This is a genomic window from Pseudomonas sp. 2024-210, assembly GCF_045062345.1.
Classification (GTDB): domain Bacteria; phylum Pseudomonadota; class Gammaproteobacteria; order Pseudomonadales; family Pseudomonadaceae; genus Aquipseudomonas.
Genome location: NZ_JBJGEJ010000001.1, coordinates 407649 through 431676 on the forward strand (window position 1 = coordinate 407649; position 24028 = coordinate 431676).

The following is a 24028-nucleotide window of genomic DNA, read 5'->3' on the forward strand; positions in this document are numbered from 1 at the left end:
CAGACACACGCCCGCCGTTTCAAAGGTGTTGCCTGGGGACTGCCACGTCAGGAAGCTCGCATGCAAACTTTCTTTATCGCCCCCACTGACTTTGGTGTGGGCTTGACCTCTATTAGCCTTGGTCTGGTACGCACACTGGAGCGCGCAGGGTTGAAAGTCGGTTTTTTCAAACCGATTGCCCAGCCTCATCCCGGCGATGTCGGCCCCGAGCGCTCGACCGAACTCGTCGCCCGTACCCACGGCCTAAAACCCCCGACCCCTTTGGGTTTGGCCCACGTGGAACGCATGCTTGGGGATGGCCAACTGGATGAACTGCTCGAAGAAATCATCCGTCTTTATCAAGAGGCGGCCATTGGCAAAGACGTGCTGATCGTTGAAGGCATGGTGCCCACCCGCACCGCCAGTTATGCCGCACGCGTCAACCTGCACCTGGCCAAGAGTCTGGATGCCGAGGTGATTTTGGTCTCGGCCCCTGAAAACGAGGTACTGACTGAACTTTCAGGTCGCGTTGAATTGCAGGCTCAGTTGTTTGGCGGCCCTAAAGACCCGAAGGTACTGGGTGTCATACTCAATAAAGTGCGCACCGACGAAAGCATGGACGTGTTTGCAGCACGCCTCAAAGAGCATTCGCCCTTGCTGCGCAGCGGTGATTTCAGGCTGCTGGGCTGTATTCCCTACCAACCCGAACTCAATGCCCCACGCACCCGCGACGTGGCCGAATTGCTCGGCGCGCAGGTCCTGAACGCCGGAGACTATGAAACGCGGCGCATGTCCAAAATCATCCTGTGCGCGCGCACCGTGCTCAACACCCTGCAACTGCTTAAACCCGGTGTGCTGGTGGTAACCCCCGGTGATCGAGACGACATCATCCTCGCCGTCAGTCTGGCGGCGATGAACGGCGTTCCGTTGGCCGGCTTGCTGCTGACCAGCGGCACCACACCTGATCCCCGCTTGATGGAGCTGTGCAGCGGAGCCTTACAGGCCGGTTTGCCGGTACTGTCGGTCAGTACCGGTTCTTATGACACGGCCAACCAGCTTAATCAGTTGAACAAGGAAATTCCCATCGATGACCGCGAGCGGGCGCAGATCATCACTGATTTTGTTGCCAGTCATCTGGACGCCAACTGGCTGCATCAGCGCTGTGGCACTCCGCGGGAAATGCGCCTGACCCCGGCGGTGTTCCGCTACCAACTGATCCAGCGCGCCCAGCAAGCCAATAAACGGATCGTGCTGCCCGAGGGCAATGAACCGTTGACCGTGCAAGCGGCGGCTATTTGTCATGCCCGAGGGATTGCCCGCTGTGTCTTGTTGGCAAAGCCCGAAGACGTTCACGCGGTGGCCAAGGCGCATGGCGTCGAGCTGCCTGAAGGCCTGGAAATTCTAGACCCGGATCTGATTCGCGAACGCTACGTAGAACCGATGGTGGCGCTGCGCAAGAGCAAAAGCATTAACGCCCCAATGGCCGAGCAGCAACTCGAAGACCCGGTAGTGATTGGCACCATGATGCTCGCGCTGGACGAGGTCGACGGGCTGGTATCGGGTGTCGTGCACTCCACGGCCAACACCATTCGTCCGGCCTTGCAGCTGATCAAAACCGCGCCTGGCTGCACGCTGGTGTCGTCGGTGTTCTTTATGCTGTTCCCGGAGCAAGTACTGGTTTACGGCGACTGCATCATGAACCCGCACCCGTCAGCCACGGAACTGGCCGAAATTGCCCTGCAAAGCGCCGATTCTGCTGCTGCGTTCGGGATCACCCCACGCGTGGCCATGATCAGTTACTCCAGCGGCGACTCAGCCAGCGGCGAAGAGGTCGAAAAAGTGCGCGAAGCGACCTTACTGGCCCACGAAGCCCAGCATGCCTTATTGATCGACGGCCCCTTGCAATACGACGCCGCCGCCAACGACAAGATAGCCCGGCAACTGGCCCCGAACAGCCAAGTGGCGGGTCGGGCAACAGTGTTCGTGTTTCCCGACCTGAACACCGGCAATACCACCCTCAAGGCCGTGCAACGCAGTGCTGATTGCGTCAGCCTGGGGCCGATGTTACAAGGCCTGCGCAAACCGGTTAACGACCTGCCTCGCGGCGCCCAGGTAGACGACATCGTCTACACCATCGCCCTTACGGCAATTCAAGCCGCCAACCGACCAATGGATGTGTAAATGCTGGATTCTCTGCCTGCGCCAGTTCGTGGCGTTATTGCATCGCTGTTGCTGGCGATCAACACCATCGTGTGCTGCACGCCGCTGTTCATCGTTGCCATTTTCAAGCTGTGCCTGCCCTTCCCGGCCGCGCAGCGGGTGACAGACGAGTTGATGCGCCGTATTCACGAAGCATGGGTCAGCAATAACTCGCGCTGGATGGACTTGATCCGTAAAACCCGTTGGCACATCAAAGGCCTAGAAGGCCTGGACTATGAGCACTCCTACCTCGTGACCAGCAACCACCAGAGCTGGGTCGACATCATGGTGCTGCAATACGTGCTCAACAAACGTATTCGCCCGCTCAAGTTCTTCCTTAAACAAGAGCTGATCTGGGTGCCGGTGATCGGTCTGGCCTGGTGGGCGCTGGGCTTCCCGTTTATGAAGCGCTATTCCAAGGCCTATTTAGCCAAACACCCCGAGAAGAAAGGCGCCGACCTGGCGACCACGCGTAAAACCTGTGCCAAGTTTAAAAATCAGTCCGTCGCCATTTTCAACTTTGTTGAAGGCACGCGATTTACCGAGGGCAAACACGCGCAACAGCAGTCACCGTTTCGCTACCTGCTCAAGCCAAAGGCCGGAGGTATCGCTTTTGTGCTGGATGCGATGGGTGAACAGTTGAAGTCCATCGTCAACGTGACGATTCACTACCCGGGCGGGCGTCCGGGGTACTGGGACTTGCTGTGTGGCAATGTGAAGGACGTGGTTGTGGTGTTTGAAGAACTGCAAATCCCGGCTGAGTTTTTGGGTAAAAACTACGATCAGGATGCCGAGTACCGATTGGCGTTCCAAGGCTGGATCAATCGGCTGTGGGAAGACAAAGATCGTTTGTTGGACCAGCTGCATCGCGAATACTAGGAGCACCCTCACCCTAGCCCTCTCCCAGAGGGAGAGGGAACTGATTGGGGGTAGTGCTGCAATATGGGCTTTAACGCAAGCCGGCCCCCTCTCCCTCTGGGAGAGGGCTGGGGTGAGGGTAAAGTCTTCACCCATTAAAAAGCCCGCCACCGATCTCTCGGTGGCGGACTTTTACTTGCCGCTTGAAGCTAAACGCTTACCGCTGCTTTATCAAATCGCGCCGCGTTGACGCAACAGATCCAGCACCAACTTCACGCTTTCATCCAGCGACAGCGACTGCGTGTTAACCACCAGATCGGCGTTCAACGGCACGTCATACGGGAAGGATTCGCCCGGAATGTTGTCACCGCCCGCCGCGTACAGGCCTTGCGGATCGCGCTCGGCACACACTGCTGGGGATGCCTGGACATACACCGTCAACAGTCGGTCATCACCAATCAGCGCTTTAGCCTGTTCGCGACCTTCGGCATCCGGCGCCACAAACGCAGCCAGAGTCAGCAAACCAGCTTCGTTGAACTGACGCGCTACATGTGCAGCACGACGCCAGTTTTCAGTCCGCCCGGCTCGGTTCTGAGGCAGACCTTTATTCAGGTCATGGCGCAAGTTCTGGCCATCCAGCACAAACACCGCACGGCCCATGTCGAACAACTTGCGCTCTACCGCATACGCCAGCGTACTTTTACCCGCACCCGACAAGCCGCTGAACAACACGGTCGCTGGCTGCTGGCCAAAACGCTGGGCGCGCTCTTCTGTGGTCACGTGGGCAAGGTCGCCGTGATGGCTGGCGCTTCCATGGCCCAGTGGCTGAGCGATGATCATGCCGGCCCCGACCGTGCCATTGGTCAGGCGGTCGATGATGATGAACGAACCCGTGGTGCGATTGCTTTCATAACCGTCCAGCGCAATCGGAGCGTCCAGACTGATCTTGACCTTACCGATTTCGTTCAACTGCAAGGCACTGGCCGGCCCTTCTTCCAGTGTGTTCACATCTACTTTGTTGACGATGCTGGCAATCGAACCCGGTACGTAGCTGGTCGCACGCTTGATGTCGTACTTCTTGCCCGGCAACATCGGCTCTTCAGCCATCCATACCAGCATGGCTTCGAAGCTGTCGGTCACTACAGGCACATTGTCAGCATGCACCAACAGGTCGCCGCGGGAGATGTCGATCTCGTCTTCCATGGTCAGGGTAATGGCCTGACCTGGGCCAGCGTGCTCCAACTCACCTTCGAAGGTGACAATGGATTTGACCCGGCTGCTTTTGCCCGAAGGCAACACCACGATTTCGTCGCCCTTGCGCACGATACCGCTGGCCAGCGTACCGGCAAACCCACGGAAGTTCAGGTTCGGACGGTTTACGTACTGCACCGGGAAGCGCAAGTCGGTGAGGTTGCGGTCAGCCGCCACTTCCACGGTTTCAAGAATTTCCATCAATGACTGGCCGGTGTACCAAGGCGAACGCTCGCTCTTGTTCACCACGTTGTCGCCTTTAAGGGCAGACATCGGCACAAAGTGCAGGCTGGTCGGCTTGAGTTTCAAGCCTTCGGCGAACTTCAGGTAATCGGCCTTGATCGACTCGAATACACCTTCGTCGAAACCCTTGAGGTCCATTTTGTTAATGGCCACAACGATGTGCTTGATGCCCAACAACGACGCAATAAAGCTGTGGCGACGGGTTTGGGTCTGCACGCCGTAACGGGCATCCACCAGGATGATCGCCAGATCACAGGTCGACGCACCGGTGGCCATGTTGCGGGTGTATTGCTCATGGCCGGGTGTGTCGGCAATGATGAATTTGCGCTTGGCGGTTGAGAAGTAACGATACGCCACGTCGATGGTGATGCCCTGCTCGCGCTCTGCTTGCAGACCGTCTACCAACAGCGCCAGGTCGATATCATCGCCCGTGGTGCCGCTTTTTTTCGAATCACGGGTAATGGCTTCCAGATGGTCTTCATAGATCATCTTGGAGTCGTGCAGCAGGCGCCCGATCAGGGTGCTCTTGCCGTCATCGACGTTGCCGCAGGTCAGAAAGCGCAACATCTCTTTGCGTTCATGCTGGCCCAGGTAGGCGAGGATGTCCTCGCTGATCAAATCAGATACGTGGCTCATTGGGTGAAAGCTCCAAGCGGTAAGCTTCAAGCGGCAAGCTTGTCGGCGTACAGCTAGTCAGAAATTTTGTTGATCAAGGCGCTAAGCATTTTCGATAGCTCGCGAGTTTCTGTAATCCACTTTTCAGCCAGCGGTTCTGCGATATAAGCAATGTCACGGCCGATGATGATCTGGGTGCGTAACTCCCCACACGAAGCCTTTGCGATCCAAAGAAAACGTGCTTTCTCTTTGGCACTGAAACGCTCCATGCCTTCCGCAATATTGGATGGAACAGAAAGGGCGGAACGGGTTATTTGGTCTTTGAAACCAACATCACCACAGCGCGCAAACTGTCTGTAAACATCAACGGTCAAACACTTGCTTCTCTGCCAAACAATCAGTTTCTCGAAATCCATTACGAGCAACCCAATGAAGGCTCGCAGCATCCTGCTGCAAGCATCAAGCTGCAAAGTTACGCATACCGCCTTTAACTTGCAGCTTGCAGCTTGTAACTCGAAGCTTAGAAATAACCCTGACGTTTTTTATCTTCCATTGAGCCGGCGCCATCGTGATCGATGACTCGGCCCTGGCGCTCGGAAGTTCGCGTCAGGAGCATTTCCTGAATGATGTCAGTCAGCGTTTCAGCCTCTGACTCCACCGCGCCGGTCAGCGGGTAGCAGCCCAGCGTACGGAAACGGACCTTTTTCTTGACGATGCGCGCTTTGTCTTCATCAGACAGGTGCTCAAGAATGCGCTCGTCGTCGATCATGATCAGCGTGCCGTTCTTCTCGATGACTTCACGCTCAGCGGCGAAATACAACGGCACAATCGGGATGCCTTCGAGGTAGATGTACTGCCAGATGTCGAGCTCGGTCCAGTTCGACAACGGGAATACGCGGATCGATTCGCCCTTGTTGACGTTACCGTTGTAAACATTCCACAACTCGGGGCGCTGGTTTTTCGGGTCCCAGCGGTGCTTGCTGTCGCGGAACGAGTACACACGCTCTTTGGCGCGCGACTTCTCTTCGTCACGACGGGCGCCCCCGAAGGCGGCATCAAAACCATACTTGTCAAGAGCCTGCTTCAGGCCCTCGGTTTTCATGATGTCGGTGTGCTTGGCACTGCCGTGGGTGAACGGGTTGATGTCCTGCGCCACGCCATCGGGGTTGATGTGAGTGATCAGATCCAGGCCCAGCTCCGCAACCATCTTGTCGCGAAAGCTGTACATCTCCTGGAATTTCCAGCGAGTGTCGACATGCATCACCGGAAACGGCAGCTTGCCAGGGAAAAATGCCTTGCGGGCAAGGTGCAGCATCACGGCGGAATCTTTACCGATCGAGTACAGCATCACCGGGTTATCGAACTCGGCGGCCACCTCGCGGATGATGTGGATGCTTTCCGCCTCCAGCTGTTTCAGGTGCGTCAGTTTGTCGACCATGGCTACTCACGAAAGCTATCTTATGAACGGCCTGCGGGCCGTGTTCGAGGGGCGAATCCTAGCACAGCGCCTTCTTATATTGAGGGCGCCTACTAGATCGAAACGGTCTAAGAATAGATCGCCGGGTTTGGCCTTGGTGCTGCGCGGTTGATCACTCAAATAGGATTCGGGCAATCAATAAACAGATGCTCGAGGGCAAAACGACGGGCCAGATAGTCACCCAAAGCCTGCACACCATACCGCTCAGTCGCGTGGTGCCCGGCGGCAATAAAGCTGATGTCGTTTTCACGCGCGCTGTGGAAGGTTTGCTCAGAGGCTTCGCCACTCAAGTACAAATCGACCCCTGCCAGAACGGCTTGATCGATGTACCCCTGACCGCCTCCTGTACACCAGCCCACCCGGCGAATCATTTCGCTGCCTTGAATCACCAGCGGCTCACGCCCCAGTGCTTCTTGCACCTTGCGGGCAAAATCCCGGGCGGTCATGGGTTCAGCCAATGAGCCTACTAGCCCGACTACCTTGGCATTTGTCGGGTCCAACGGGCCTTCGACGGTGATGTCCAACTGGCGCGCTAACTGCACGTTGTTACCCACCTCGGGGTGCACGTCGAGGGGAAGGTGATACGCCAACAGACTGATGTCGTGTTTGAGCAAGGTTTTCAACCGACGTTGCTTCATGCCGGTGACGCACGGGTCTTCGCCCTTCCAGAAATACCCGTGGTGCACCAACACCAGATCCGCCTGGGCTTCAACGGCTGCATCGAGTAGCGCCTGACTGGCCGTCACGCCGCTGACGATTCGCATCACCTGCGGGCGCCCTTCGACTTGCAGGCCGTTGGGACAATAATCGCTGATTGCGGCACAGTTCAGGTAACGATTTGCTTCTTCTACCAGCGTGCTCAGGGCTACTGCCATAAAAGACTCCTAAATATAGCGTTCAGAGCCGTTCGGCCCTCGTATAATGGCCGCCATTATGAGCCGTCGAGATGGCTCTGCAACCTTCAGGACTGAGTTCAATGTTTAAGGCTTTGCGTTTTTTTGGCTGGCCACTGCTGGCTGGCGTGCTTATCGCGATGCTGATTATTCAGCGTTACCCGCAGTGGGTTGGGCTGCCGAGCCTTGACGTCAACCTGCAACAAGCGCCCCAAACCAGTTATGTGCAACAGGGTCCCGTCACCTATGCCGACGCCGTGACCCGTGCAGCCCCTGCCGTGGCCAACCTTTACACCACCAAAGTGGTGAACAAAAATGCCCGGCCCTTGTTTGAAGACCCGCAGTTCCGCCACTTCTTCGGCGACAACGCCCCCAAGCAAAAGCGTATGGAATCGAGCCTCGGCTCGGCGGTCATCATGAGCCCCGAAGGCTATCTGCTGACCAATAATCATGTGGTCACCGGCGCCGATCAAATTGTGGTGGCGCTCAAGGATGGTCGGGAAACACTGGCCCGGGTGATTGGCAGCGACCCTGAAACTGACCTTGCGGTGCTCAAGATCGACTTGAAGGACCTGCCATCGATCACCATCGGTCGCTCGGACACCTTACGTATCGGCGATATAGCCCTGGCAATCGGTAACCCGTTCGGGGTTGGCCAGACCACCACCATGGGCATCATCAGTGCCACCGGCCGCAATCAGTTGGGCTTGAATAACTACGAAGATTTTATCCAGACCGACGCCGCGATTAACCCCGGTAATTCGGGCGGTGCGCTGGTGGATGCCAATGGCAACCTGACCGGGATCAACACAGCCATTTTCTCCAAATCCGGGGGATCACAGGGCATTGGCTTTGCGATTCCGATCAACCTGGCCATGGAAGTGATGAAGTCCATCATTGAGCACGGCCAAGTGATTCGCGGCTGGCTGGGGATTGAAGTGCAGCCGCTGACAGCAGATCTGGCCGAGTCGTTTGGTTTGAGCGGTCGCCCGGGGATTGTGGTGGCGGGTATTTTCCGTGATGGCCCGGCGCAGAAAGCCGGACTGCAATTGGGTGACGTGATCTTGAGCATTGATGGCGCCCCGGCAAGCGACGGTCGTCGCTCGATGAATCAGGTCGCTCGTATCAAGCCATCGGACAAAATCTCGATTCAGGTCATGCGCAATGGCAAGGAACTGAATCTCACCGCTGAAGTGGGCTTGCGTCCACCGCAAGAGCAACCGCCGCAGAAGGAAGAGGAGTAAGCAGGCCTCCCCTCACCCCAGCCCTCTCCCAAATGGAGAGGGGAGCTTGATTGAAACCGTCACGTAAATCTGCTGTTGACTTTAGTCCCCTCTCCCTTTGGGAGAGGGTTAGGGTGAGGGCGCGATTACAGCGCTGACAACCCTTCAATCAACGCCGCATTCTGCTCCGACGTTCCAATGCTGATACGCAAGAACTGTGCGATGCGCAGTTGCTTGAAGTGACGCACGATCACCCCCTGCCCCCGCAACTTCGCAGCCAGCGCCGCAGCATCATGCTCCGGGTGACGAGCAAAGATGAAGTTGGCCGCCGATGGCAGCACCTCAAACCCCAGCGCCTGCAACTGGCCCACGACTTGCTCACGGCTATCCATCACCCGCTGACAGGTGTGCTCAAAATACTCGCGGTCAGCAAACGCTGCTGCGGCACCGGCTATCGCGATGCGATCCAGAGGATAGGAGTTGAAGCTGTTCTTGATCCGCTCCAGCGCCTCAATCAGGTCTGGATGCCCCACCGCCAATCCAACACGCAGACCGGCCAGAGAGCGCGACTTGGACAAGGTTTGCGTCACCAACAGGTTCGGATAGCGGCCGACCAAGCTGATGGCCGTCTCCCCCCCAAAGTCGATGTAGGCTTCATCCACTACGACCACAGAATCCGGGTTGGCCACCAAAATCTGCTCAATGGCTTGCAATGCCAACAAGCAACCCGTCGGCGCGTTGGGGTTCGGAAAAATAATCCCGCCATTGGCCTTGGCATAGTCCGCAGGCTGAATCTGAAACTGCTCATCCAGTGGCACCGCATCAAACTCAATGCCATACAAACCACAGTAAACCGGATAGAAGCTATAGCTGATGTCCGGAAACAACAGCGGCTTGTCGTGCTGGAACAAACCGTTAAACACATGGGCCAGCACTTCGTCAGACCCGTTCCCCAGAAACACCTGATCGGTCTGTACGCCGTAATACTCAGCCACAGCCTGCTTGAGCAGGTCACTGTTGGGGTCCGGATATAAACGCAGGTCGTCGTTGATCTCGGCCTGCATCGCTGACAGCGCTTTAGGCGAAGGCCCATAAGGATTTTCGTTGGTGTTGAGTTTGACCAGTTTGGTCAACTTCGGTTGCTCACCCGGCACATATGGCACCAGTTCTTTAACGAACGGACTCCAGAATTTGCTCATGCTTATTGCCCCTGCTCGGTGTCAGCGATGATTCGGTATTCAGCGCTGCGGGCGTGCCCGGTCAACGATTCGCCACGCGCCAGAATTGAGGCGGTTTTACCCAGCTCCGATGCGCCTTGCTCGGAGCAGAAGATGATGGATGAGCGTTTCTGGAAGTCGTACACGCCCAGCGGCGAGGAGAAACGTGCGGTGCCGGAAGTCGGCAGCACGTGGTTGGGCCCGGCACAATAATCACCCAGGGCTTCAGAGGTGTGACGACCCATGAAGATGGCACCCGCATGACGGATTTGCGGCAACCAGGCTTGAGGGTCAGCCACTGAGAGCTCCAAGTGCTCCGGAGCAATGCGATTGGACACATCAATCGCCTGCTGCATGTCCTTGACCAGAATCAACGCGCCTCGGCCTTTGATCGAAGTTTCGATAATCTCGGCACGTTCCATGGTCGGCAGCAGCTTGGCAATACTGGCCGCGACTTTGTCGAGGAACTCTGCATCCGGGCTGACCAAAATAGCCTGCGCATCTTCGTCATGCTCGGCTTGGGAGAACAGGTCCATGGCGATCCAGTCCGGATCAGTCTGGCCATCACACACCACCAGAATCTCCGAGGGTCCGGCGATCATGTCGATACCCACTTGCCCGAAAACGTGGCGCTTGGCCGTGGCTACATAGATATTGCCCGGGCCAACCACTTTGTCGACTTTGGGTACGCTTTCGGTGCCGTATGCCAGCGCAGCAACGGCTTGGGCACCGCCGATGGTGAACACCCGATCAACACCGGCGATGCACGCCGCCGCCAATACCAATTCGTTGATTTCACCGCGCGGGGTAGGAACCACCATGACCACTTCAGTCACACCCGCCACTTTGGCCGGGATGGCATTCATCAATACCGACGACGGGTATGAAGCTTTACCACCCGGCACGTACAGGCCCGCACGGTCCAGCGGCGTGACTTTCTGGCCCAGCACCGTGCCATCGGCTTCGGTATAGCTCCAGGAATCCTGCTTCTGTTTTTCGTGGTAGCTGCGCACGCGCTGAGCGGCTTTTTCCAGTGCCTCACGCTGAGGCACGGTGATGCGGGTCAAGGCGAGTTCCAGACGCTCACGCGGCAGGATCAAGTCAGCCATAGAATTCACGGTCAACCCGTCAAAGCGCTGGGTAAATTCAACCAGCGCCGCGTCTCCGCGCTCGCGCACTGCTTTGATGATGTCGAGTACGCGCTGATTGACCGAGTCGTCTGACACACTTTCCCAGCTCAGCAGATGATCCAGATGCTGCGCGAAATCCGGGTCAGCAGCGTTGAGTCGGCGAATTGCAGTGGGAGCGGTCATAGCGAGGGCCTCGGTAATGGGCGTTTGCTTGGAATGGTTGTTTGCAAGGATCAGGCACGGCAAGACTACCAAGCCATCCGCGTGGGTACCTGAAATTCTGGCTATTACGCGGATAGATGGGCGCGACGTCAGGGGTGAGCCCCCAGGTCGCGCAGGTGAGTCAGCCGCGGTGTCGCGACTCCACTGCTTTGCGCAGGGTGTCGATCAGGGCTTGAATTCGGGCGTGCTGCATTTTCATCGAAGCCTTGTTAACCACCAGACGGGAGCTGATGGCGGCAATGAATTCCTGAGGCTCCAGGCCATTGGCACGCAAGGTGTTACCGGTATCGACCACGTCGATGATCTTGTCGGCCAAGCCAATCAATGGCGCCAGTTCCATCGAGCCATACAGCTTGATGATGTCGACCTGACGGCCTTGTTCGGCGTAGTAGCGCTTGGCAACGTTGACGAACTTGGTGGCAATGCGCAGACGGCCTTTAGGTTCAGCAACACCAATGGCTCCGGCGGTCATCAACTTGCACTGGGCAATCTGGAGGTCGAGTGGCTCGTAAAGCCCCTGGCCGCCGTATTCCATCAGCACGTCTTTACCGGCCACACCGAGGTCGGCAGCACCATGTTCAACGTAAGTCGGCACATCGGTCGCACGAACGATCAGCAGGCGGACGTCTGGCTGTGAGGTCGGGATGATCAGCTTGCGGCTTTTGTCCGGATTCTCGGTCGGCACAATGCCCGCTTCGGCCAGAAGCGGCAGGGTGTCGTCAAGGATACGGCCCTTGGACAGTGCAATGGTCAACATGGGAAACGTAAGTCCTTATCAGGGTACTTTTGCCCGTGCGCAATCGGCGCCGGACAAACATCGAGCCTGATGATCAGGCTCGACTTGAACGATTCAAGGCCAGGTACGATAACGCGTGAACGCCGTTACGTCACCTGGCGGCTGGACACGATCCGTGTGCCCATGAGGCCAGACGCCAAAAAACTAGCCCGGAACGCGGCGAATTTTGGCACCCAGCATTTGCAGTTTTTCTTCGATGCATTCGTAACCACGGTCGATGTGGTAGATGCGGTCGATCAGGGTGTCACCTTCAGCAACCAGTGCCGAAATAACCAGGCTGGCGGATGCGCGCAGATCGGTGGCCATCACTGGCGCGCCTTTTAGCGTTTCAGTGCCGGTGACGATGGCGGTGTTGCCTTCAACCTGAATTTTGGCGCCCATGCGGTGCAGTTCATACACGTGCATGAAACGGTTTTCAAAGATGGTCTCAATGACCGCACCCGTGCCTTCGGCAATGGCGTTGAGCGAGATGAATTGCGCCTGCATGTCAGTCGGGAATGCCGGGTACGGAGCCGTACGCACATTCACCGCTTTAGGGCGCTTGCCGTGCATGTTCAGTTCGATCCAGTCTTCACCGGTCGTGACTTCTGCACCCGCTTCCTTGAGCTTTTCAAGCACCGCTTCAAGAATGGTCGGATCAGTGTCCTTGACCTTGACGCGGCCACCCGTCACGGCAGCAGCCACCAGATAAGTACCGGTTTCAATACGGTCCGGCATTACGCGGTAAGTGGCAGGGTGCAGTTCTTTAACGCCATCGATGATGATGGTGTCAGTGCCTGCACCGCTTACCTTGGCGCCCATGGCGTTCAGGAAGTTGGCAAGGTCAACGACTTCAGGCTCGCGAGCAGAGTTCTGCAATACACTGCGGCCATTGGCCAATGCTGCGGCCATCATGATGTTTTCAGTACCGGTCACGCTCACGGTATCGAAGAAGAAGTTAGCACCGTTCAAGCCGCCTTCAGGCGCCTTGGCTTTGATGTAACCGCCTTCAACATCAATCACTGCGCCCATGGCTTCAAGGCCACGGATGTGCAGGTCGACCGGACGCGAACCAATGGCGCAACCGCCTGGCAATGCAACTTCGGCGTAACCGAAGCGAGCAACCATCGGCCCCAGAACCAGAATCGACGCCCGCATGGTTTTAACCAGTTCGTACGGTGCCACCAGGGTTTTGATGGTGTTCGGGTTGATTTCTACGCTGAGCTTTTCATCAATCACCGGCTCAATGCCCATGCGACCAAACAGCTCGATCATGGTGGTGATGTCATGCAAATGCGGCAGGTTGGCTACGGTAACCGGGCCGTTACACAGCAAGGTTGCGGCCAGAATCGGCAGAGCGGAGTTTTTTGCCCCGGAAATACGGATTTCGCCATCAAGACGGGCACCGCCGGTAATAATCAATTTATCCATAACAATCTCGACGCCAATGGGCTCAGGGGGCTCAGGTGCGCTCGGCCCAGGCCGCGCTGCTGAAGAATTTCATAGTGACCGCGTGGATGCTGCCATCAGCAATCCAAGGGTTCAAATGGGCATAGATGCTTTGTTGACGTTTAACCGGGCTTAAGGCCGCCAGTTCGTCACTAATCACGTTCAGCTGAAAGTTGCAGCCTTCGCCCTCAACTTCTACCTGGATCCCAGGCAGCTTTCCCTCAAGAAAGCTCTTCACTTCTACGGCCTGCATGCTCAACCTCAATCGGCGCCTAACGCGCGCGGGTCGGCCATCATACAAAAAAGCCCCGCGCCTGCGAACCCCACTTAGCAGGACTCTGACGGGGGGCTTAGCTGTAGGTGGCGATTAATGGTGTGCCAGTAACTCGGTCAAACCCGACACTTGGGCGATTTCGCGCATGTCCTCGGGTAATCCACGAATGCTTAATGACTTGTTCTGGGCGTCTGCGTCCCGGATAAAACACAACAGCAGCGACAACCCCACGCTGCTGGATTTACTGACCGCAGAGCAATCCACCACCAAGGCGTTGGCCACGGCTTTTTTGATCAGCGCCTGACCTTCCTTGCGTAAACGAGGACCGGTCTGATAATCGAGTACGCCACTGAGGCGCAACTCGCTTTCGCCGGCCAGGGTGACGGCGGCTTCACTCATTGGCTCAGCTTCTCATCGGTTTTTTCCTTGGCTTTGGCCACTTCGCCAGCCCAGTTATCGATGGTCTTGTCCAGATTGTTGCCGTTACGGCTCATGGCATCTGCGAACTGATCACGGAACAACTTGCCAATGTTGATGCCATTGATGATGACGTTACGCACCTTCCACTCGCCATTCACCTTGTTAAGGGTGTAGGACAGCGGATACACAGCGCCTTTTTCACCTTTGACGGTCATGTCGACGCTGGTGCGATCACCGCTTTCGTCCTTGGCAGGCGAAACAGTAATGCCCTCGTTTTTAAACTCAAGCAAGGCATTGCCATAGAACTGCATCAGGCTACGCTTGAAGTTTTCTTGAAAACGCTGCATTTGCGCAGGTGTCGCGTTACGCGAATATTTCACGGTCATGATGCTTCGCGAAATACCATCAACATCCACAACCGGGCCGACGATGTTGTTCAGCGCATCGTAAAACTTGGCCGGATTTTGCTTGTACTGCTCTTTATTGGCAGCCAGATCGGCCAGCAGCCGAGTGGTTGTATCGGAAACGATGTCATGGGCAGATTGACCCGGTGCGGCAGTAGCCATCATTGGCAGTGCGGCTGCCAGAATAACCAGCAGGCCACGGCGCAAGAGAGAGATCATCTATAAGCTCCTTATTTGGCTTCTTTGCTAACGGTATTCATCAGGAATTTCCCGATCAGATCTTCAAGCACCAACGACGACTGGGTGTCGTGGATAGTGCCGCCATCTTTTAACAGGGTGTCATCGCCACCGACGCTGATACCGATGTATTTCTCGCCCAGCAGACCCGCCGTGAGAATAGACGCTGTCGAATCGGTCGGCAGGTTATCGACACTCTTATCGAGTTGTAAGGTCACGCGGGCCGTGAAGTTGTCACGGTCCAGGTCGATCGCCGTGACCTTGCCAATGGTCACGCCTGCCATAGTGACCTTGGCGCGCACAGTCAGACCGGCGATGTTGTCAAAGTAAGCGTAGAGCTTGTAGGTGTCGGTGCTGGCCGTCGGAGACAGTCCACTGACTCGCAGGGCAAGCAACAATAAAGCCAGGATGCCAGCCAGCAAAAACAGGCCGACACCGATTTCCATGGTGCGGTTTTGCATCAGAAGTCTCCAAACATCAAGGCAGTCAAAATAAAGTCCAGCCCGAGGACTGCCAGCGAGGCATACACCACGGTCTTAGTAGTGGCACGGCTGATTCCCTCGGAAGTGGGCTCACAGTCGTAACCTTGGAACACAGCAATCCAGGTCACCACAAAAGCAAACACGATGCTTTTAATGATCCCGTTAAGTACATCACCACTGAAGGTCACGCTGTTTTGCATGTTTGCCCAGTACGAGCCGTCATAAACGCCCAACCAGTCGACCGCCACCCACGAACCGCCCCAGATCCCGACCACGCTGAAAATCATCGCCAGCAGCGGAAGGGAAATAAAACCGGCCCACAAGCGAGGCGCAATGATGTACTTGAGCGGGTCCACACCGATCATTTCAAGGCTGGACAGTTGCTCACTGGATTTCATGTTGCCGATTTCAGCGGTCAGGGCTGAGCCCGCCCGCCCGGCAAACAACAGCGCAGTCACCACGGGTCCCAGTTCACGTAACAAAGTCAGGGCAACCATCTGCCCGACAGCCTGTTCGGAACCATAGCTGGACAAAATGCTGAAGCCTTGCAAGGCCAGCACCATGCCGATAAACACCCCGGACACGACGATAATGACCAGCGACATGACGCCAACAGAATGCAGTTGCTTGAGCAATAGCCCAAACATGCCGCCGATGCCACCACGTCCCAGCAAGGCGTGAAAAAGGAATATCACCGAGCGCCCCAAGACCGAGACCATATCGATCCCGGCCCGGCCAAATAACGCGATGCGGTCCATTATTGAATGCTTGCGCATCAGCGCTTCCCCAGTAAATCGGTTCGGTAGTCCGACGCCGGAAAGTGAAACGGAACAGGACCGTCCGGGTCGCCGTTCATAAATTGACGAATACGCGGGTTATCGGCATTCATCAGTTCTTCTGGCGTACCCTGCCCCAGTACCTGACCATCACCCACTACATAGAGATAGTCAGCAATACTCGCGGTTTCAGCCAGATCGTGCGAAACAACAATACTGGTGATACCCAGCGCATCATTGAGCAAGCGTATCAGACGAACCAGAACCCCCATTGCAATGGGGTCTTGCCCGACAAACGGCTCGTCATACATCAGGATTTGCGGGTCAAGGGCAATAGCCCGTGCCAGAGCAACCCGACGCTTCATGCCGCCTGACAGCTCGTCGGGCATCAGATTGATTGCCCCGCGCAGCCCCACGGCCTGCAACTTGAGCAGCACGATGTCGCGAATCATTTCTTCAGGCAAATGGGTATGAACACGCAGCGGAAAGGCTACGTTTTCAAAGACGTCCAGATCGGTAAACAGCGCACCACTCTGAAACAAAACGCCCATGTGCTTGCGCGCATCAAACAGATCACTGCGCGACAGCGTCGGCAGATTCTGACCGTTGACCCACACTTCGCCGCTGCTGGGACGCAGTTGCATCCCCATCAAACGCAAAAGGGTAGTCTTGCCACAGCCCGAAGGCCCCATGATTCCCGTGACTTTGCCACGCGGGATCAAAATATCGACATTATTGAAGATGCTGCGCGTGCCGCGCTTGAAGGACACTCCCTTCAGCTCGACCGCGTAGGCGTTATCAGCGCTCATCTAAACTCCTTGCGATGCAGCCTCTGCCTCTCACTCGGACACCCGGCCTCTTAAGTAAAAAGAAGCGTGCTCCCTGAGCGGGCCGAACTGGCGGCGAACTATACCACTGCTCTTACTGACCGCCCAAGGCCGAAGGAGTGCCGTGTAAGCATCCAGACAGCGAAATTAATCCTGTTGAGCAGCAACCTCTGACCTCTTTACGAGCGCAGACTACAAACTACGACGATCGCACGTGAGTGATCAGCACATAACCGCTATAATCTTTGCCTTTTCTCAGGCTACCCGACTTCAAACATGAGCCAATCCAGCGACCTGATTCAATCTGCCCAACGCACCATCCGCCTCGAGCTGGAAGCTGTAGAAGGCTTGCTGACCCACATCGACGCTGATTTCGTAAGCGCTTGCGAGATGATTCTTGCAAGTAAAGGCCGTGTAGTTGTAGTCGGCATGGGCAAGTCCGGGCACATCGGCAACAAAATTGCCGCGACCCTGGCCAGTACCGGCACCACGGCTTTCTTCGTCCATCCGGCTGAAGCCAGTCATGGCGACATGGGCATGATTACCCATGACGACATTATCCTCGCACTGTCCAATTCCGGGTCGACCGCTGAAATCGTCACCCTGCTGCCCCTGATCAAGCGCCTGGGCATCAAGTTGATCAGCATGACCGGCAACCCCGAGTCGCCATTGGCCAAAGCCGCCGATGTCAGCCTGGACGCTCGCGTGGCACAGGAGGCTTGCCCACTCAATCTGGCGCCCACCTCCTCGACCACAGCGGCATTGGTACTGGGCGACGCATTGGCCATTGCATTGCTTGAAGCACGCGGTTTCACCGCCGAAGACTTTGCGTTTTCACATCCCGGCGGCGCTTTGGGTCGACGCTTGCTGCTGAAAGTCGAAAACGTTATGCACTCGGGTGATGAATTGCCGCACGTGGTACGCGGCACCTTGCTCAAAGATGCGTTGATGGAAATGACCCATAAAGGCCTCGGCATGACCGTGGTAATAGAAGAAGATGGCCGCCTGGCCGGAATCTTCACCGACGGCGACTTGCGTCGCACGCTGGATCGCGAAATCGATATACGCAATGCCATCATCGACACGGTCATGACCCCACATGGCAAAACAGCACGAGCCGACATGCTCGCCGCTGAAGCCCTGAAGATCATGGAAGACCATAAAATCAGCGCACTGGTAGTTGTTGACAAGGAAGATCGCCCGGTAGGCGCCTTGAACATGCACGACTTGCTGCGCGCAGGAGTGATGTAATGCCTCAGGAACTGCTTAAACGCGGCAAAGATATCAAGCTTGCCATTTTCGACGTCGACGGTGTGCTGACCGATGGGCGGCTGTATTTCCTTGAAGACGGCAGCGAATTCAAGTCTTTCAGCACCCTTGATGGCCAGGGCATTAAAATGCTGATGGCGGCGGGCGTACAAACAGCAATCATCAGCGGCCGCAAGACACCTGCGGTTGAGCGTCGTGCGCAAAACCTGGGCATTCCTCATCTGTATCAGGGCCGTGAAGACAAATTAGTGGTTTTGGACGAGCTTCTCGGCCAACTCAACCTAAGCTATGAACAGGTTGCTTATTTGGGCGATGACCTCCCCGACTTGCCGGTTATCCGCCGCGTAGGCTTGGGCATGGCGGTCGCCAATGCGGCCAGTTTTGTTCGTCAGCACGCCCATGGTGTCACTCAGGCGCGAGGCGGCGAAGGTGCAGCACGTGAATTTTGCGAGCTGATTCTGCGTGCCCAAGGCCGCCTTGATGCTGCCCTCGCCGCCTACCTATAGAGCTTTATATGCTGAGCAAAAAGATTCGCAACATTCTGCTATTCACAGTCATTGCTGCACTGTTTGCAGCCGTGGGCTACTGGAATATCAGCCCGGAGCGCTTTCTCGACAGTCCACCCGTGGCTGTGGATGACGGCGCCATTGACTACTACGCCCTGAACACGCGCAGCCTTCAATATTTACCGGACGGTAAGTTGCAGTACGAAATGACAGCCGACAAAGTTGAACACTTGAAGGCGTCCGAAGTCACCTTGCTGACCACGCCCGACCTGCAAATGTATCGCGGCACAGCTTATCCGTGGCACGTGCAAAGCGAGCGCGGCGAAGTAAACCCAGACGGTACTGAAGTTGAGCTGATCGACTCGGTACGTGTGGCACGCACAGACGAAAAAGATCGCACTACGATTATTACCAGCACCCGCATGACTGTTTTCCCACAGAAGCAATATGCGCAGACCGACCGAGACGTTAGAATCGACGGCGCTGGCGGTGTAACGACTGGCAAGGGAATGAAAGCATATTTGAAAGACGGCAGGATGGACCTGCTGTCCAACGTAAGAGGACAGTATGAGTCTCGTTAAAACCCTCCCATTATTGCTCAGCCTGAGCGCAGCACTGGGAAGCGCGAGCGCCTGGGCTCTGCCGAACGACAATGAACAGCCTATTCGCATCCAGGCTAATGAAGCGCAGCTGGATGACAAAAAAGGGGTCGCTACCTACAAGGGCGACGTCATCATCACCCAAGGCTCGATGAAGATTACCGGCAACACGGTAACCATCACTCGCAACGCTGCGGGCGAAATTGACGTTGTGACTTCGGTGGGCAACCTGGCTTATTTCGAGCAATTGCAAAAAGCCACTGACCCCAAGCCCGTACAGGCTTACGCCGTAACGATTCAATACCATGCGCCTCAAAACCGCATCGTACTGATCGACAAGGCCAAGGTTATCAATGACGGCAACACCACCGAAGGCGAGAAAATCGTCTACGACACCGTCAAGCAAGTGGCTAACGCTGGCCGTGCCAATGGCACCAATGTCACCACACCGCGACCACGCATCGATATGGTGATCCAGCCGAAGAAGAAAACCGACCAGCAGAAGGCCCAGTAATGGCTACTCTGAAAGCCCAGCATTTGGCTAAAAGCTATAAAAGTCGCCAAGTGGTACGCGATGTCAGCTTGTCGATCGACAGCGGGCAAATCGTAGGCTTGCTTGGGCCTAACGGCGCAGGCAAGACCACGTGCTTTTATATGATTGTCGGCCTGGTACAGGCCGATCAGGGCCGTGTGCTGATCGATGATCTGGATGTCAGCCACCAACCCATGCACGGCCGCGCACGGGCTGGTATCGGTTATTTGCCTCAGGAAGCGTCAATCTTTCGCAAGCTGTCGGTTGCCGATAACATCATGGCGATTCTCGAAACGCGCAAGGAGCTCGACAAAGCCGGTCGTCGCAAAGAGCTGGAAAGCCTGCTGCAGGAATTCCATATCACTCACATTCGCGACAGCCTGGGCATGAGTTTGTCCGGTGGCGAGCGACGCCGGGTTGAAATTGCCCGCGCTCTGGCTACTGCGCCCAAGTTCATCCTGCTCGACGAACCTTTTGCCGGCGTTGACCCTATTTCCGTGGGTGATATCAAACAGATCATTCACCACCTCAAAGCCAAAGGCATTGGGGTGTTGATCACGGATCACAACGTGCGTGAAACCCTCGATATCTGCGAAACAGCCTACATCGTCAACGACGGTCAACTGATCGCAGAAGGCGACGCTGAAACCATTTTGGCCAACAAACTGGTCCGCGAAGTGTATCTGGGGCATGAGTTCCGCTTGTAAACCCTCAAGTGAGTGCCTCTTTTAGCGATAAACCTTGAACTTCACTATGACGATCAAGGTTTTTTCGCATTTGGGGACCCGCTAGCATGGCGCTTCTGAAAACAACTCAAACTAATTGGAAACGCCCCTAGTCAAACGCACCGGGTTCAGGCATATAATTTGCTTATGTTTGGCGCTCACGCGCCTTGGTAGTGGATGGCGCCATGCGCGCCGGCGAATAAGGTCTTAAGCCCCAGCCATGAAACCATCGCTAGTCCTCAGAATGGGCCAGCAGCTGACGATGACACCCCAGCTGCAACAGGCCATCCGTCTGCTCCAATTGTCTACCCTGGATCTGCAACAGGAAATCCAGGAGGCTCTGGAATCCAATCCAATGCTCGAGCGCCAGGAAGAAGGCGACGACTTCGACAATTCGGACCCTCTGGCCGATAACATCGAGCAAAAGCCCAATAACGATATTCAGGAACCTTCCTATCAGGAATCCACACCCACGGTGGACAACCTGGAAGAAGGCGAATGGAATGAACGCATTCCAAACGAACTGCCTGTCGACACCGCCTGGGAAGACGTCTACCAAACCAGCGCGAGCAGCCTGCCAAGCAACGATGATGACGAGTGGGACTTCACCACCCGCACATCGGCCGGCGAAAGCCTGCAAAGCCACCTGCTGTGGCAATTGAATCTGGCCCCTATGTCAGACACTGACCGGCTGATCGGCGTAACGCTGATTGACTGCATCAACAATCAGGGGTATCTCGACGAGTCACTGGACGAAATCCTTGAGGCATTCGACCCGGAACTCGACATTGAACTCGACGAGATCGAAGCCGTTCTGCACCGCATTCAGCAATTCGAACCGGCCGGTATTGGCGCACGCAACCTCAGCGAGTGTTTGCTTCTTCAATTGCGCCAACTGCCGTCCAAAACGCTCTGGCTCAATGAAGCCAAGCGCTTGGTGACTGACTACATCGACCTTCTGGGCGCCCGCGATTACAGTCAGCTTATGCGCCGCATGAAGCTCAAGGAAGATGAGCTGCGCCAAGTCATTGAACTGATACAAAGCCTCAACCCGCGCCCTGGCTCGCAGATCGAGTCCAGCGAAGCCGAATACGTGGTGCCGGACGTGATTGTGCGCAAAGACAATGAGCGCTGGCTGGTCGAGCTCAATCAGGAGTCCATGCCGCGCTTGCGGGTAAACCCTCAATACGCGGGGTTTGTGCGCCGCGCGGATACCAGCGCCGACAACACCTTCATGCGCAATCAGTTGCAAGAAGCCCGCTGGTTTATCAAAAGCCTGCAAAGTCGCAATGAAACGCTGATGAAAGTGGCGACGCAAATCGTCGAGCACCAGCGCGGCTTTCTGGAATATGGCGATGAAGCCATGAAGCCTTTGGTGCTGCATGACATTGCCGAAGCGGTAGGCATGCACGAGTCGACCATTTCCCGGGTGACTACGCAAAAGTTCATGCACACGCCCCGCGGCATTTATGAGTTGAAGTACTTTTTTTCGAGCCACGTCAGCACTTCTGAAGGGGGCGAATGTTCGTCCACAGCGATCCGCGCCATCATTAAAAAACTGGTGGCGGCTGAAAATCAGAAAAAGCCGTTGAGTGACAGCAAGATCGCTGGTTTACTGGAGGCACAAGGTATTCAAGTGGCCCGTCGCACCGTCGCGAAGTACCGCGAATCCCTCGGGATAGCGCCTTCCAGCGAGCGCAAGAGATTGATGTAAGCCACGGGCCACCGCGTTTCAGTGGCAGGCTGTTCGGCCTGCCACTCTAGGCAATGGCAACCGAAGGAGAAACTGCATGCAAATCAACATCAGTGGACAGCATCTGGAAGTCACCGACGCGTTACGTGCTTACATAGGCGAAAAATTCAAACGACTGGAGAACCATTTCGACAAGATCACCAATGCCCAGGTCATCATGAAAGTCGAAAAACTTCAGCAGAAGATTGAAGCCACCCTGCACATACCCAAGGGTCCAAAGGAAGTCGTTGCGAACGCAGAGCATAATGATATGTATGCTGCCATCGACCTGCTCGCTGACAAGCTCGATCGCCAACTGAAAAAACATAAGGAAAAGTCCCAAAGCCTGCTTCAGGGCGCAACGGGGCGTTAATACTCCATACCCATGATTCGACTTGAAAATATCCTGACCCCCGGCCGCTCCCTTGTGAATGTGCCGGGCGGCAGTAAAAAGCGCGTTCTCGAACAAACTGCCAAGCTGATTCACGATCAGGTGCCTGATCTGGCCATGCAGGACGTTTACGAGAGTTTGCTTGCCCGTGAAAAACTGGGTTCCACCGGTTTTGGTAACGGCATCGCCATACCTCATTGCCGCCTCAAGGGTTGCGAGTCGCCTGTCAGCGCCTTGTTGCACCTCGATGCGCCCATAGATTTCGACGCCATTGATGGCGCGCCGGTCGACCTGCTATTCGTTTTGCTCGTGCCTGAAGCGGCCACCGATGCTCATCTGGAACTGCTTAGGCAGATCGCCAGCATGCTCGACCGCAAAGACGTGCGCGACAAACTGCGCGCAGCCAGCAGCAACGAAGCGCTGTATCAGGTTGTTCTGGACGTACAGAACGGTCATTAATCATGCGCTTAGTCATCGTTAGCGGACGCTCCGGCTCCGGAAAAAGCACTGCACTGGCTGTCCTCGAAGACAACGGTTTCTATTGCATCGACAATCTGCCAGCCGGACTGCTACCGGAACTGGCAGAGCGGGCGCTGATTCACACGGAATTGGCACAGCCGTTGGTTGCCGTGTCCATTGACGCACGCAATTTGCCCAGCCATTTATCGCGTTTTCCGCAACTGCTTGAAGAAGTGCGCAACCGGCACATACAGTGCGATGTGCTGTTTCTCGATGCCGACGAAGAAACCTTGCTCAAACGCTTCTCGGAAACACGCAGGCGTCACCCACTGAGCAGCGCCAGCCGCTCGCTGGCCGAGGCCATACGTGACGAGAACCTCTTGCTCGGGCCGATTGCCGACCTGGCTGACCTGACGATCAATACCACCAACCTGAACCTCTATCAGCTGCGCGATACCATCAAGCTGCGCTTGCTGAACAAACCTGAGGCCGGGACCGCATTTTTGGTTGAGTCGTTTGGTTTCAAGCGTGGCATGCCGGTTGATGCCGACCTGGTTTTCGATGTGCGCTGCTTGCCTAACCCGTACTGGAAGCCAGAGCTACGCGAGCAATCGGGGCTGGACAAGCCAGTTGCAGATTACCTAGCAGCACAGCCGGATGTCGAAGAGATGTTCCAGGACATCTCCAGCTACCTGCTTAAATGGCTGCCCCGCTTCGCAGCCAGCAACCGGTCGTATGTGACTATTGGCATTGGCTGCACAGGTGGTCATCATCGTTCGGTCTACCTGACTGAACGCCTCGGTAAATGCCTGCAAGAAACCCTGAAGAACGTCCAGGTTCGCCACCGCGACCTTACCTGAAAGG

26 protein-coding genes are annotated in these 24028 nt (G+C 56.1%); 12 read left to right on the top strand and 14 right to left on the bottom strand.

Features of this window, described 5'->3' with window-relative positions; genetic code table 11:
- Positions 1-60: 60 nt before the first annotated feature.
- On the top strand, positions 61-2160 hold the full coding sequence (pta, locus tag ACI7MX_RS01885; RefSeq protein WP_405588694.1) for a phosphate acetyltransferase: 2100 nt from the start codon (positions 61-63) through the stop codon (positions 2158-2160).
- Positions 2161-3057 (top strand): acyltransferase, encoded by an 897-nt coding sequence (locus ACI7MX_RS01890; RefSeq protein ID WP_405588691.1) that lies wholly within the window; start codon positions 2161-2163, stop codon positions 3055-3057.
- A 210-nt stretch (positions 3058-3267) separates the two neighbouring features.
- Here ACI7MX_RS01890 and cysN read toward each other — a convergent pair whose 3' ends face one another.
- From cysN to ACI7MX_RS01910, 4 genes are all read right to left on the bottom strand, one after another.
- Positions 3268-5166 (bottom strand): sulfate adenylyltransferase subunit CysN, encoded by a 1899-nt coding sequence (gene cysN, locus ACI7MX_RS01895; protein WP_405588688.1) that lies wholly within the window; start codon positions 5164-5166, stop codon positions 3268-3270.
- 53 nt (positions 5167-5219) lie between these two features.
- Entirely contained in the window at positions 5220-5561 is a 342-nt protein-coding gene (locus tag ACI7MX_RS01900) for a four helix bundle protein (RefSeq protein WP_405588686.1), read from the bottom strand.
- A gap of 104 nt (positions 5562-5665) precedes the next feature.
- Positions 5666-6583: a sulfate adenylyltransferase subunit CysD gene (cysD, locus tag ACI7MX_RS01905; protein ID WP_405588683.1), complete on the bottom strand. Its 918-nt coding sequence runs from the start codon at positions 6581-6583 to the stop codon at positions 5666-5668.
- Between the two features lie 155 nt (positions 6584-6738).
- Positions 6739-7497, bottom strand: coding sequence for a Nif3-like dinuclear metal center hexameric protein (locus ACI7MX_RS01910; protein ID WP_314488455.1), 759 nt, complete (start codon positions 7495-7497; stop codon positions 6739-6741).
- Positions 7498-7598: 101 nt separating this feature from the next.
- On the opposite strand from ACI7MX_RS01910, the gene algW reads away from it, so the two are divergent.
- On the top strand, positions 7599-8759 hold the full coding sequence (gene algW, locus ACI7MX_RS01915; RefSeq protein ID WP_314488453.1) for a Do family serine endopeptidase AlgW: 1161 nt from the start codon (positions 7599-7601) through the stop codon (positions 8757-8759).
- Between the two features lie 125 nt (positions 8760-8884).
- Here algW and hisC read toward each other — a convergent pair whose 3' ends face one another.
- The 10 genes from hisC to ACI7MX_RS01965 form a co-directional block, all read right to left on the bottom strand.
- The gene (gene hisC, locus ACI7MX_RS01920; RefSeq protein ID WP_405588678.1) at positions 8885-9937 is read right to left on the bottom strand and encodes a histidinol-phosphate transaminase; all 1053 of its coding nucleotides are present in this window, start codon (positions 9935-9937) and stop codon (positions 8885-8887) included.
- 2 nt (positions 9938-9939) lie between these two features.
- Positions 9940-11268 (bottom strand): histidinol dehydrogenase, encoded by a 1329-nt coding sequence (gene hisD, locus ACI7MX_RS01925; RefSeq protein ID WP_146426625.1) that lies wholly within the window; start codon positions 11266-11268, stop codon positions 9940-9942.
- A gap of 160 nt (positions 11269-11428) precedes the next feature.
- The gene (gene hisG / locus ACI7MX_RS01930; protein ID WP_314488444.1) at positions 11429-12064 is read right to left on the bottom strand and encodes an ATP phosphoribosyltransferase; all 636 of its coding nucleotides are present in this window, start codon (positions 12062-12064) and stop codon (positions 11429-11431) included.
- 183 nt (positions 12065-12247) lie between these two features.
- Positions 12248-13513: a UDP-N-acetylglucosamine 1-carboxyvinyltransferase gene (murA, locus tag ACI7MX_RS01935; protein ID WP_153378546.1), complete on the bottom strand. Its 1266-nt coding sequence runs from the start codon at positions 13511-13513 to the stop codon at positions 12248-12250.
- 31 nt (positions 13514-13544) lie between these two features.
- Positions 13545-13784, bottom strand: coding sequence for a BolA family protein (locus tag ACI7MX_RS01940; RefSeq protein ID WP_008070578.1), 240 nt, complete (start codon positions 13782-13784; stop codon positions 13545-13547).
- 114 nt (positions 13785-13898) lie between these two features.
- Positions 13899-14204, bottom strand: coding sequence for an STAS domain-containing protein (locus ACI7MX_RS01945; protein WP_314488441.1), 306 nt, complete (start codon positions 14202-14204; stop codon positions 13899-13901).
- Complete coding sequence (locus ACI7MX_RS01950; protein ID WP_314488438.1) at positions 14201-14848, bottom strand: ABC transporter substrate-binding protein; 648 nt, start codon at positions 14846-14848, stop codon at positions 14201-14203. Before ACI7MX_RS01950 ends, ACI7MX_RS01945 begins: the two co-directional genes overlap by 4 nt.
- Positions 14849-14859: 11 nt before the next feature.
- Positions 14860-15327: an outer membrane lipid asymmetry maintenance protein MlaD gene (gene mlaD / locus ACI7MX_RS01955; RefSeq protein ID WP_314488435.1), complete on the bottom strand. Its 468-nt coding sequence runs from the start codon at positions 15325-15327 to the stop codon at positions 14860-14862.
- Entirely contained in the window at positions 15327-16124 is a 798-nt protein-coding gene (gene mlaE, locus ACI7MX_RS01960) for a lipid asymmetry maintenance ABC transporter permease subunit MlaE (protein WP_122786404.1), read from the bottom strand. Before mlaE ends, mlaD begins: the two co-directional genes overlap by 1 nt.
- The gene (locus ACI7MX_RS01965; protein ID WP_146385426.1) at positions 16124-16933 is read right to left on the bottom strand and encodes an ATP-binding cassette domain-containing protein; all 810 of its coding nucleotides are present in this window, start codon (positions 16931-16933) and stop codon (positions 16124-16126) included. The genes mlaE and ACI7MX_RS01965 overlap by 1 nt, the downstream gene beginning before the upstream one ends.
- Positions 16934-17227: 294 nt before the next feature.
- Here ACI7MX_RS01965 and ACI7MX_RS01970 point away from each other — a divergent pair, with 294 nt between their 5' ends.
- The 9 genes from ACI7MX_RS01970 to rapZ all read left to right on the top strand — a co-directional run bounded on the left by ACI7MX_RS01970 (position 17228) and on the right by rapZ (position 24024).
- Positions 17228-18202: a KpsF/GutQ family sugar-phosphate isomerase gene (locus ACI7MX_RS01970; RefSeq protein ID WP_314488430.1), complete on the top strand. Its 975-nt coding sequence runs from the start codon at positions 17228-17230 to the stop codon at positions 18200-18202.
- Entirely contained in the window at positions 18202-18726 is a 525-nt protein-coding gene (locus ACI7MX_RS01975; protein WP_314488429.1) for an HAD family hydrolase, read from the top strand. Before ACI7MX_RS01970 ends, ACI7MX_RS01975 begins: the two co-directional genes overlap by 1 nt.
- Before the next feature lie 8 nt (positions 18727-18734).
- The gene (gene lptC / locus ACI7MX_RS01980; protein ID WP_314488426.1) at positions 18735-19307 is read left to right on the top strand and encodes an LPS export ABC transporter periplasmic protein LptC; all 573 of its coding nucleotides are present in this window, start codon (positions 18735-18737) and stop codon (positions 19305-19307) included.
- Positions 19294-19839, top strand: a complete 546-nt coding sequence (gene lptA / locus ACI7MX_RS01985) for a lipopolysaccharide transport periplasmic protein LptA (RefSeq protein ID WP_314488423.1) — start codon at positions 19294-19296, stop codon at positions 19837-19839. Before lptC ends, lptA begins: the two co-directional genes overlap by 14 nt.
- Positions 19839-20564 (top strand): LPS export ABC transporter ATP-binding protein, encoded by a 726-nt coding sequence (gene lptB / locus ACI7MX_RS01990; RefSeq protein WP_314488421.1) that lies wholly within the window; start codon positions 19839-19841, stop codon positions 20562-20564. The genes lptA and lptB overlap by 1 nt, the downstream gene beginning before the upstream one ends.
- A gap of 238 nt (positions 20565-20802) precedes the next feature.
- Positions 20803-22296 (top strand): RNA polymerase factor sigma-54, encoded by a 1494-nt coding sequence (locus tag ACI7MX_RS01995; protein ID WP_314488418.1) that lies wholly within the window; start codon positions 20803-20805, stop codon positions 22294-22296.
- Between the two features lie 76 nt (positions 22297-22372).
- Positions 22373-22687, top strand: a complete 315-nt coding sequence (hpf, locus tag ACI7MX_RS02000; protein WP_153378531.1) for a ribosome hibernation-promoting factor, HPF/YfiA family — start codon at positions 22373-22375, stop codon at positions 22685-22687.
- A gap of 12 nt (positions 22688-22699) precedes the next feature.
- A complete protein-coding gene (gene ptsN / locus ACI7MX_RS02005) occupies positions 22700-23164 on the top strand; it encodes a PTS IIA-like nitrogen regulatory protein PtsN (RefSeq protein WP_314488414.1) in 465 nt (154 codons plus the stop codon).
- 2 nt (positions 23165-23166) lie between these two features.
- On the top strand, positions 23167-24024 hold the full coding sequence (gene rapZ / locus ACI7MX_RS02010; protein WP_314488411.1) for an RNase adapter RapZ: 858 nt from the start codon (positions 23167-23169) through the stop codon (positions 24022-24024).
- Positions 24025-24028 lie beyond the last annotated feature (4 nt).

Bases quoted from the DNA above. Each gene is read 5' to 3' on its own strand.
- hisD (WP_146426625.1), bottom strand. From the start codon at position 11,268: ATGACCGCTCCCACTGCAATTCGCCGACTCAACGCTGCTGACCCGGAT.
- murA (WP_153378546.1), bottom strand. From the start codon at position 13,513: ATGGATAAATTGATTATTACCGGCGGTGCCCGTCTTGATGGCGAAATC.
- ACI7MX_RS01965 (WP_146385426.1), bottom strand. From the start codon at position 16,933: ATGAGCGCTGATAACGCCTACGCGGTCGAGCTGAAGGGAGTGTCCTTC.
- pta (WP_405588694.1), top strand. From the start codon at position 61: ATGCAAACTTTCTTTATCGCCCCCACTGACTTTGGTGTGGGCTTGACC.
- ACI7MX_RS01950 (WP_314488438.1), bottom strand. From the start codon at position 14,848: ATGATCTCTCTCTTGCGCCGTGGCCTGCTGGTTATTCTGGCAGCCGCA.
- rapZ (WP_314488411.1), top strand. From the start codon at position 23,167: ATGCGCTTAGTCATCGTTAGCGGACGCTCCGGCTCCGGAAAAAGCACT.
- lptB (WP_314488421.1), top strand. From the start codon at position 19,839: ATGGCTACTCTGAAAGCCCAGCATTTGGCTAAAAGCTATAAAAGTCGC.
- ACI7MX_RS01970 (WP_314488430.1), top strand. From the start codon at position 17,228: ATGAGCCAATCCAGCGACCTGATTCAATCTGCCCAACGCACCATCCGC.
- lptC (WP_314488426.1), top strand. From the start codon at position 18,735: ATGCTGAGCAAAAAGATTCGCAACATTCTGCTATTCACAGTCATTGCT.
- hpf (WP_153378531.1), top strand. From the start codon at position 22,373: ATGCAAATCAACATCAGTGGACAGCATCTGGAAGTCACCGACGCGTTA.
- algW (WP_314488453.1), top strand. From the start codon at position 7,599: ATGTTTAAGGCTTTGCGTTTTTTTGGCTGGCCACTGCTGGCTGGCGTG.
- hisG (WP_314488444.1), bottom strand. From the start codon at position 12,064: ATGTTGACCATTGCACTGTCCAAGGGCCGTATCCTTGACGACACCCTG.
- cysN (WP_405588688.1), bottom strand. From the start codon at position 5,166: ATGAGCCACGTATCTGATTTGATCAGCGAGGACATCCTCGCCTACCTG.
- ACI7MX_RS01910 (WP_314488455.1), bottom strand. From the start codon at position 7,497: ATGGCAGTAGCCCTGAGCACGCTGGTAGAAGAAGCAAATCGTTACCTG.
- ACI7MX_RS01975 (WP_314488429.1), top strand. From the start codon at position 18,202: ATGCCTCAGGAACTGCTTAAACGCGGCAAAGATATCAAGCTTGCCATT.
- ACI7MX_RS01890 (WP_405588691.1), top strand. From the start codon at position 2,161: ATGCTGGATTCTCTGCCTGCGCCAGTTCGTGGCGTTATTGCATCGCTG.
- ACI7MX_RS01995 (WP_314488418.1), top strand. From the start codon at position 20,803: ATGAAACCATCGCTAGTCCTCAGAATGGGCCAGCAGCTGACGATGACA.
- ptsN (WP_314488414.1), top strand. From the start codon at position 22,700: ATGATTCGACTTGAAAATATCCTGACCCCCGGCCGCTCCCTTGTGAAT.
- ACI7MX_RS01900 (WP_405588686.1), bottom strand. From the start codon at position 5,561: ATGGATTTCGAGAAACTGATTGTTTGGCAGAGAAGCAAGTGTTTGACC.
- mlaD (WP_314488435.1), bottom strand. From the start codon at position 15,327: ATGCAAAACCGCACCATGGAAATCGGTGTCGGCCTGTTTTTGCTGGCT.
- ACI7MX_RS01940 (WP_008070578.1), bottom strand. From the start codon at position 13,784: ATGCAGGCCGTAGAAGTGAAGAGCTTTCTTGAGGGAAAGCTGCCTGGG.
- cysD (WP_405588683.1), bottom strand. From the start codon at position 6,583: ATGGTCGACAAACTGACGCACCTGAAACAGCTGGAGGCGGAAAGCATC.
- mlaE (WP_122786404.1), bottom strand. From the start codon at position 16,124: ATGCGCAAGCATTCAATAATGGACCGCATCGCGTTATTTGGCCGGGCC.
- lptA (WP_314488423.1), top strand. From the start codon at position 19,294: ATGAGTCTCGTTAAAACCCTCCCATTATTGCTCAGCCTGAGCGCAGCA.
- hisC (WP_405588678.1), bottom strand. From the start codon at position 9,937: ATGAGCAAATTCTGGAGTCCGTTCGTTAAAGAACTGGTGCCATATGTG.
- ACI7MX_RS01945 (WP_314488441.1), bottom strand. From the start codon at position 14,204: ATGAGTGAAGCCGCCGTCACCCTGGCCGGCGAAAGCGAGTTGCGCCTC.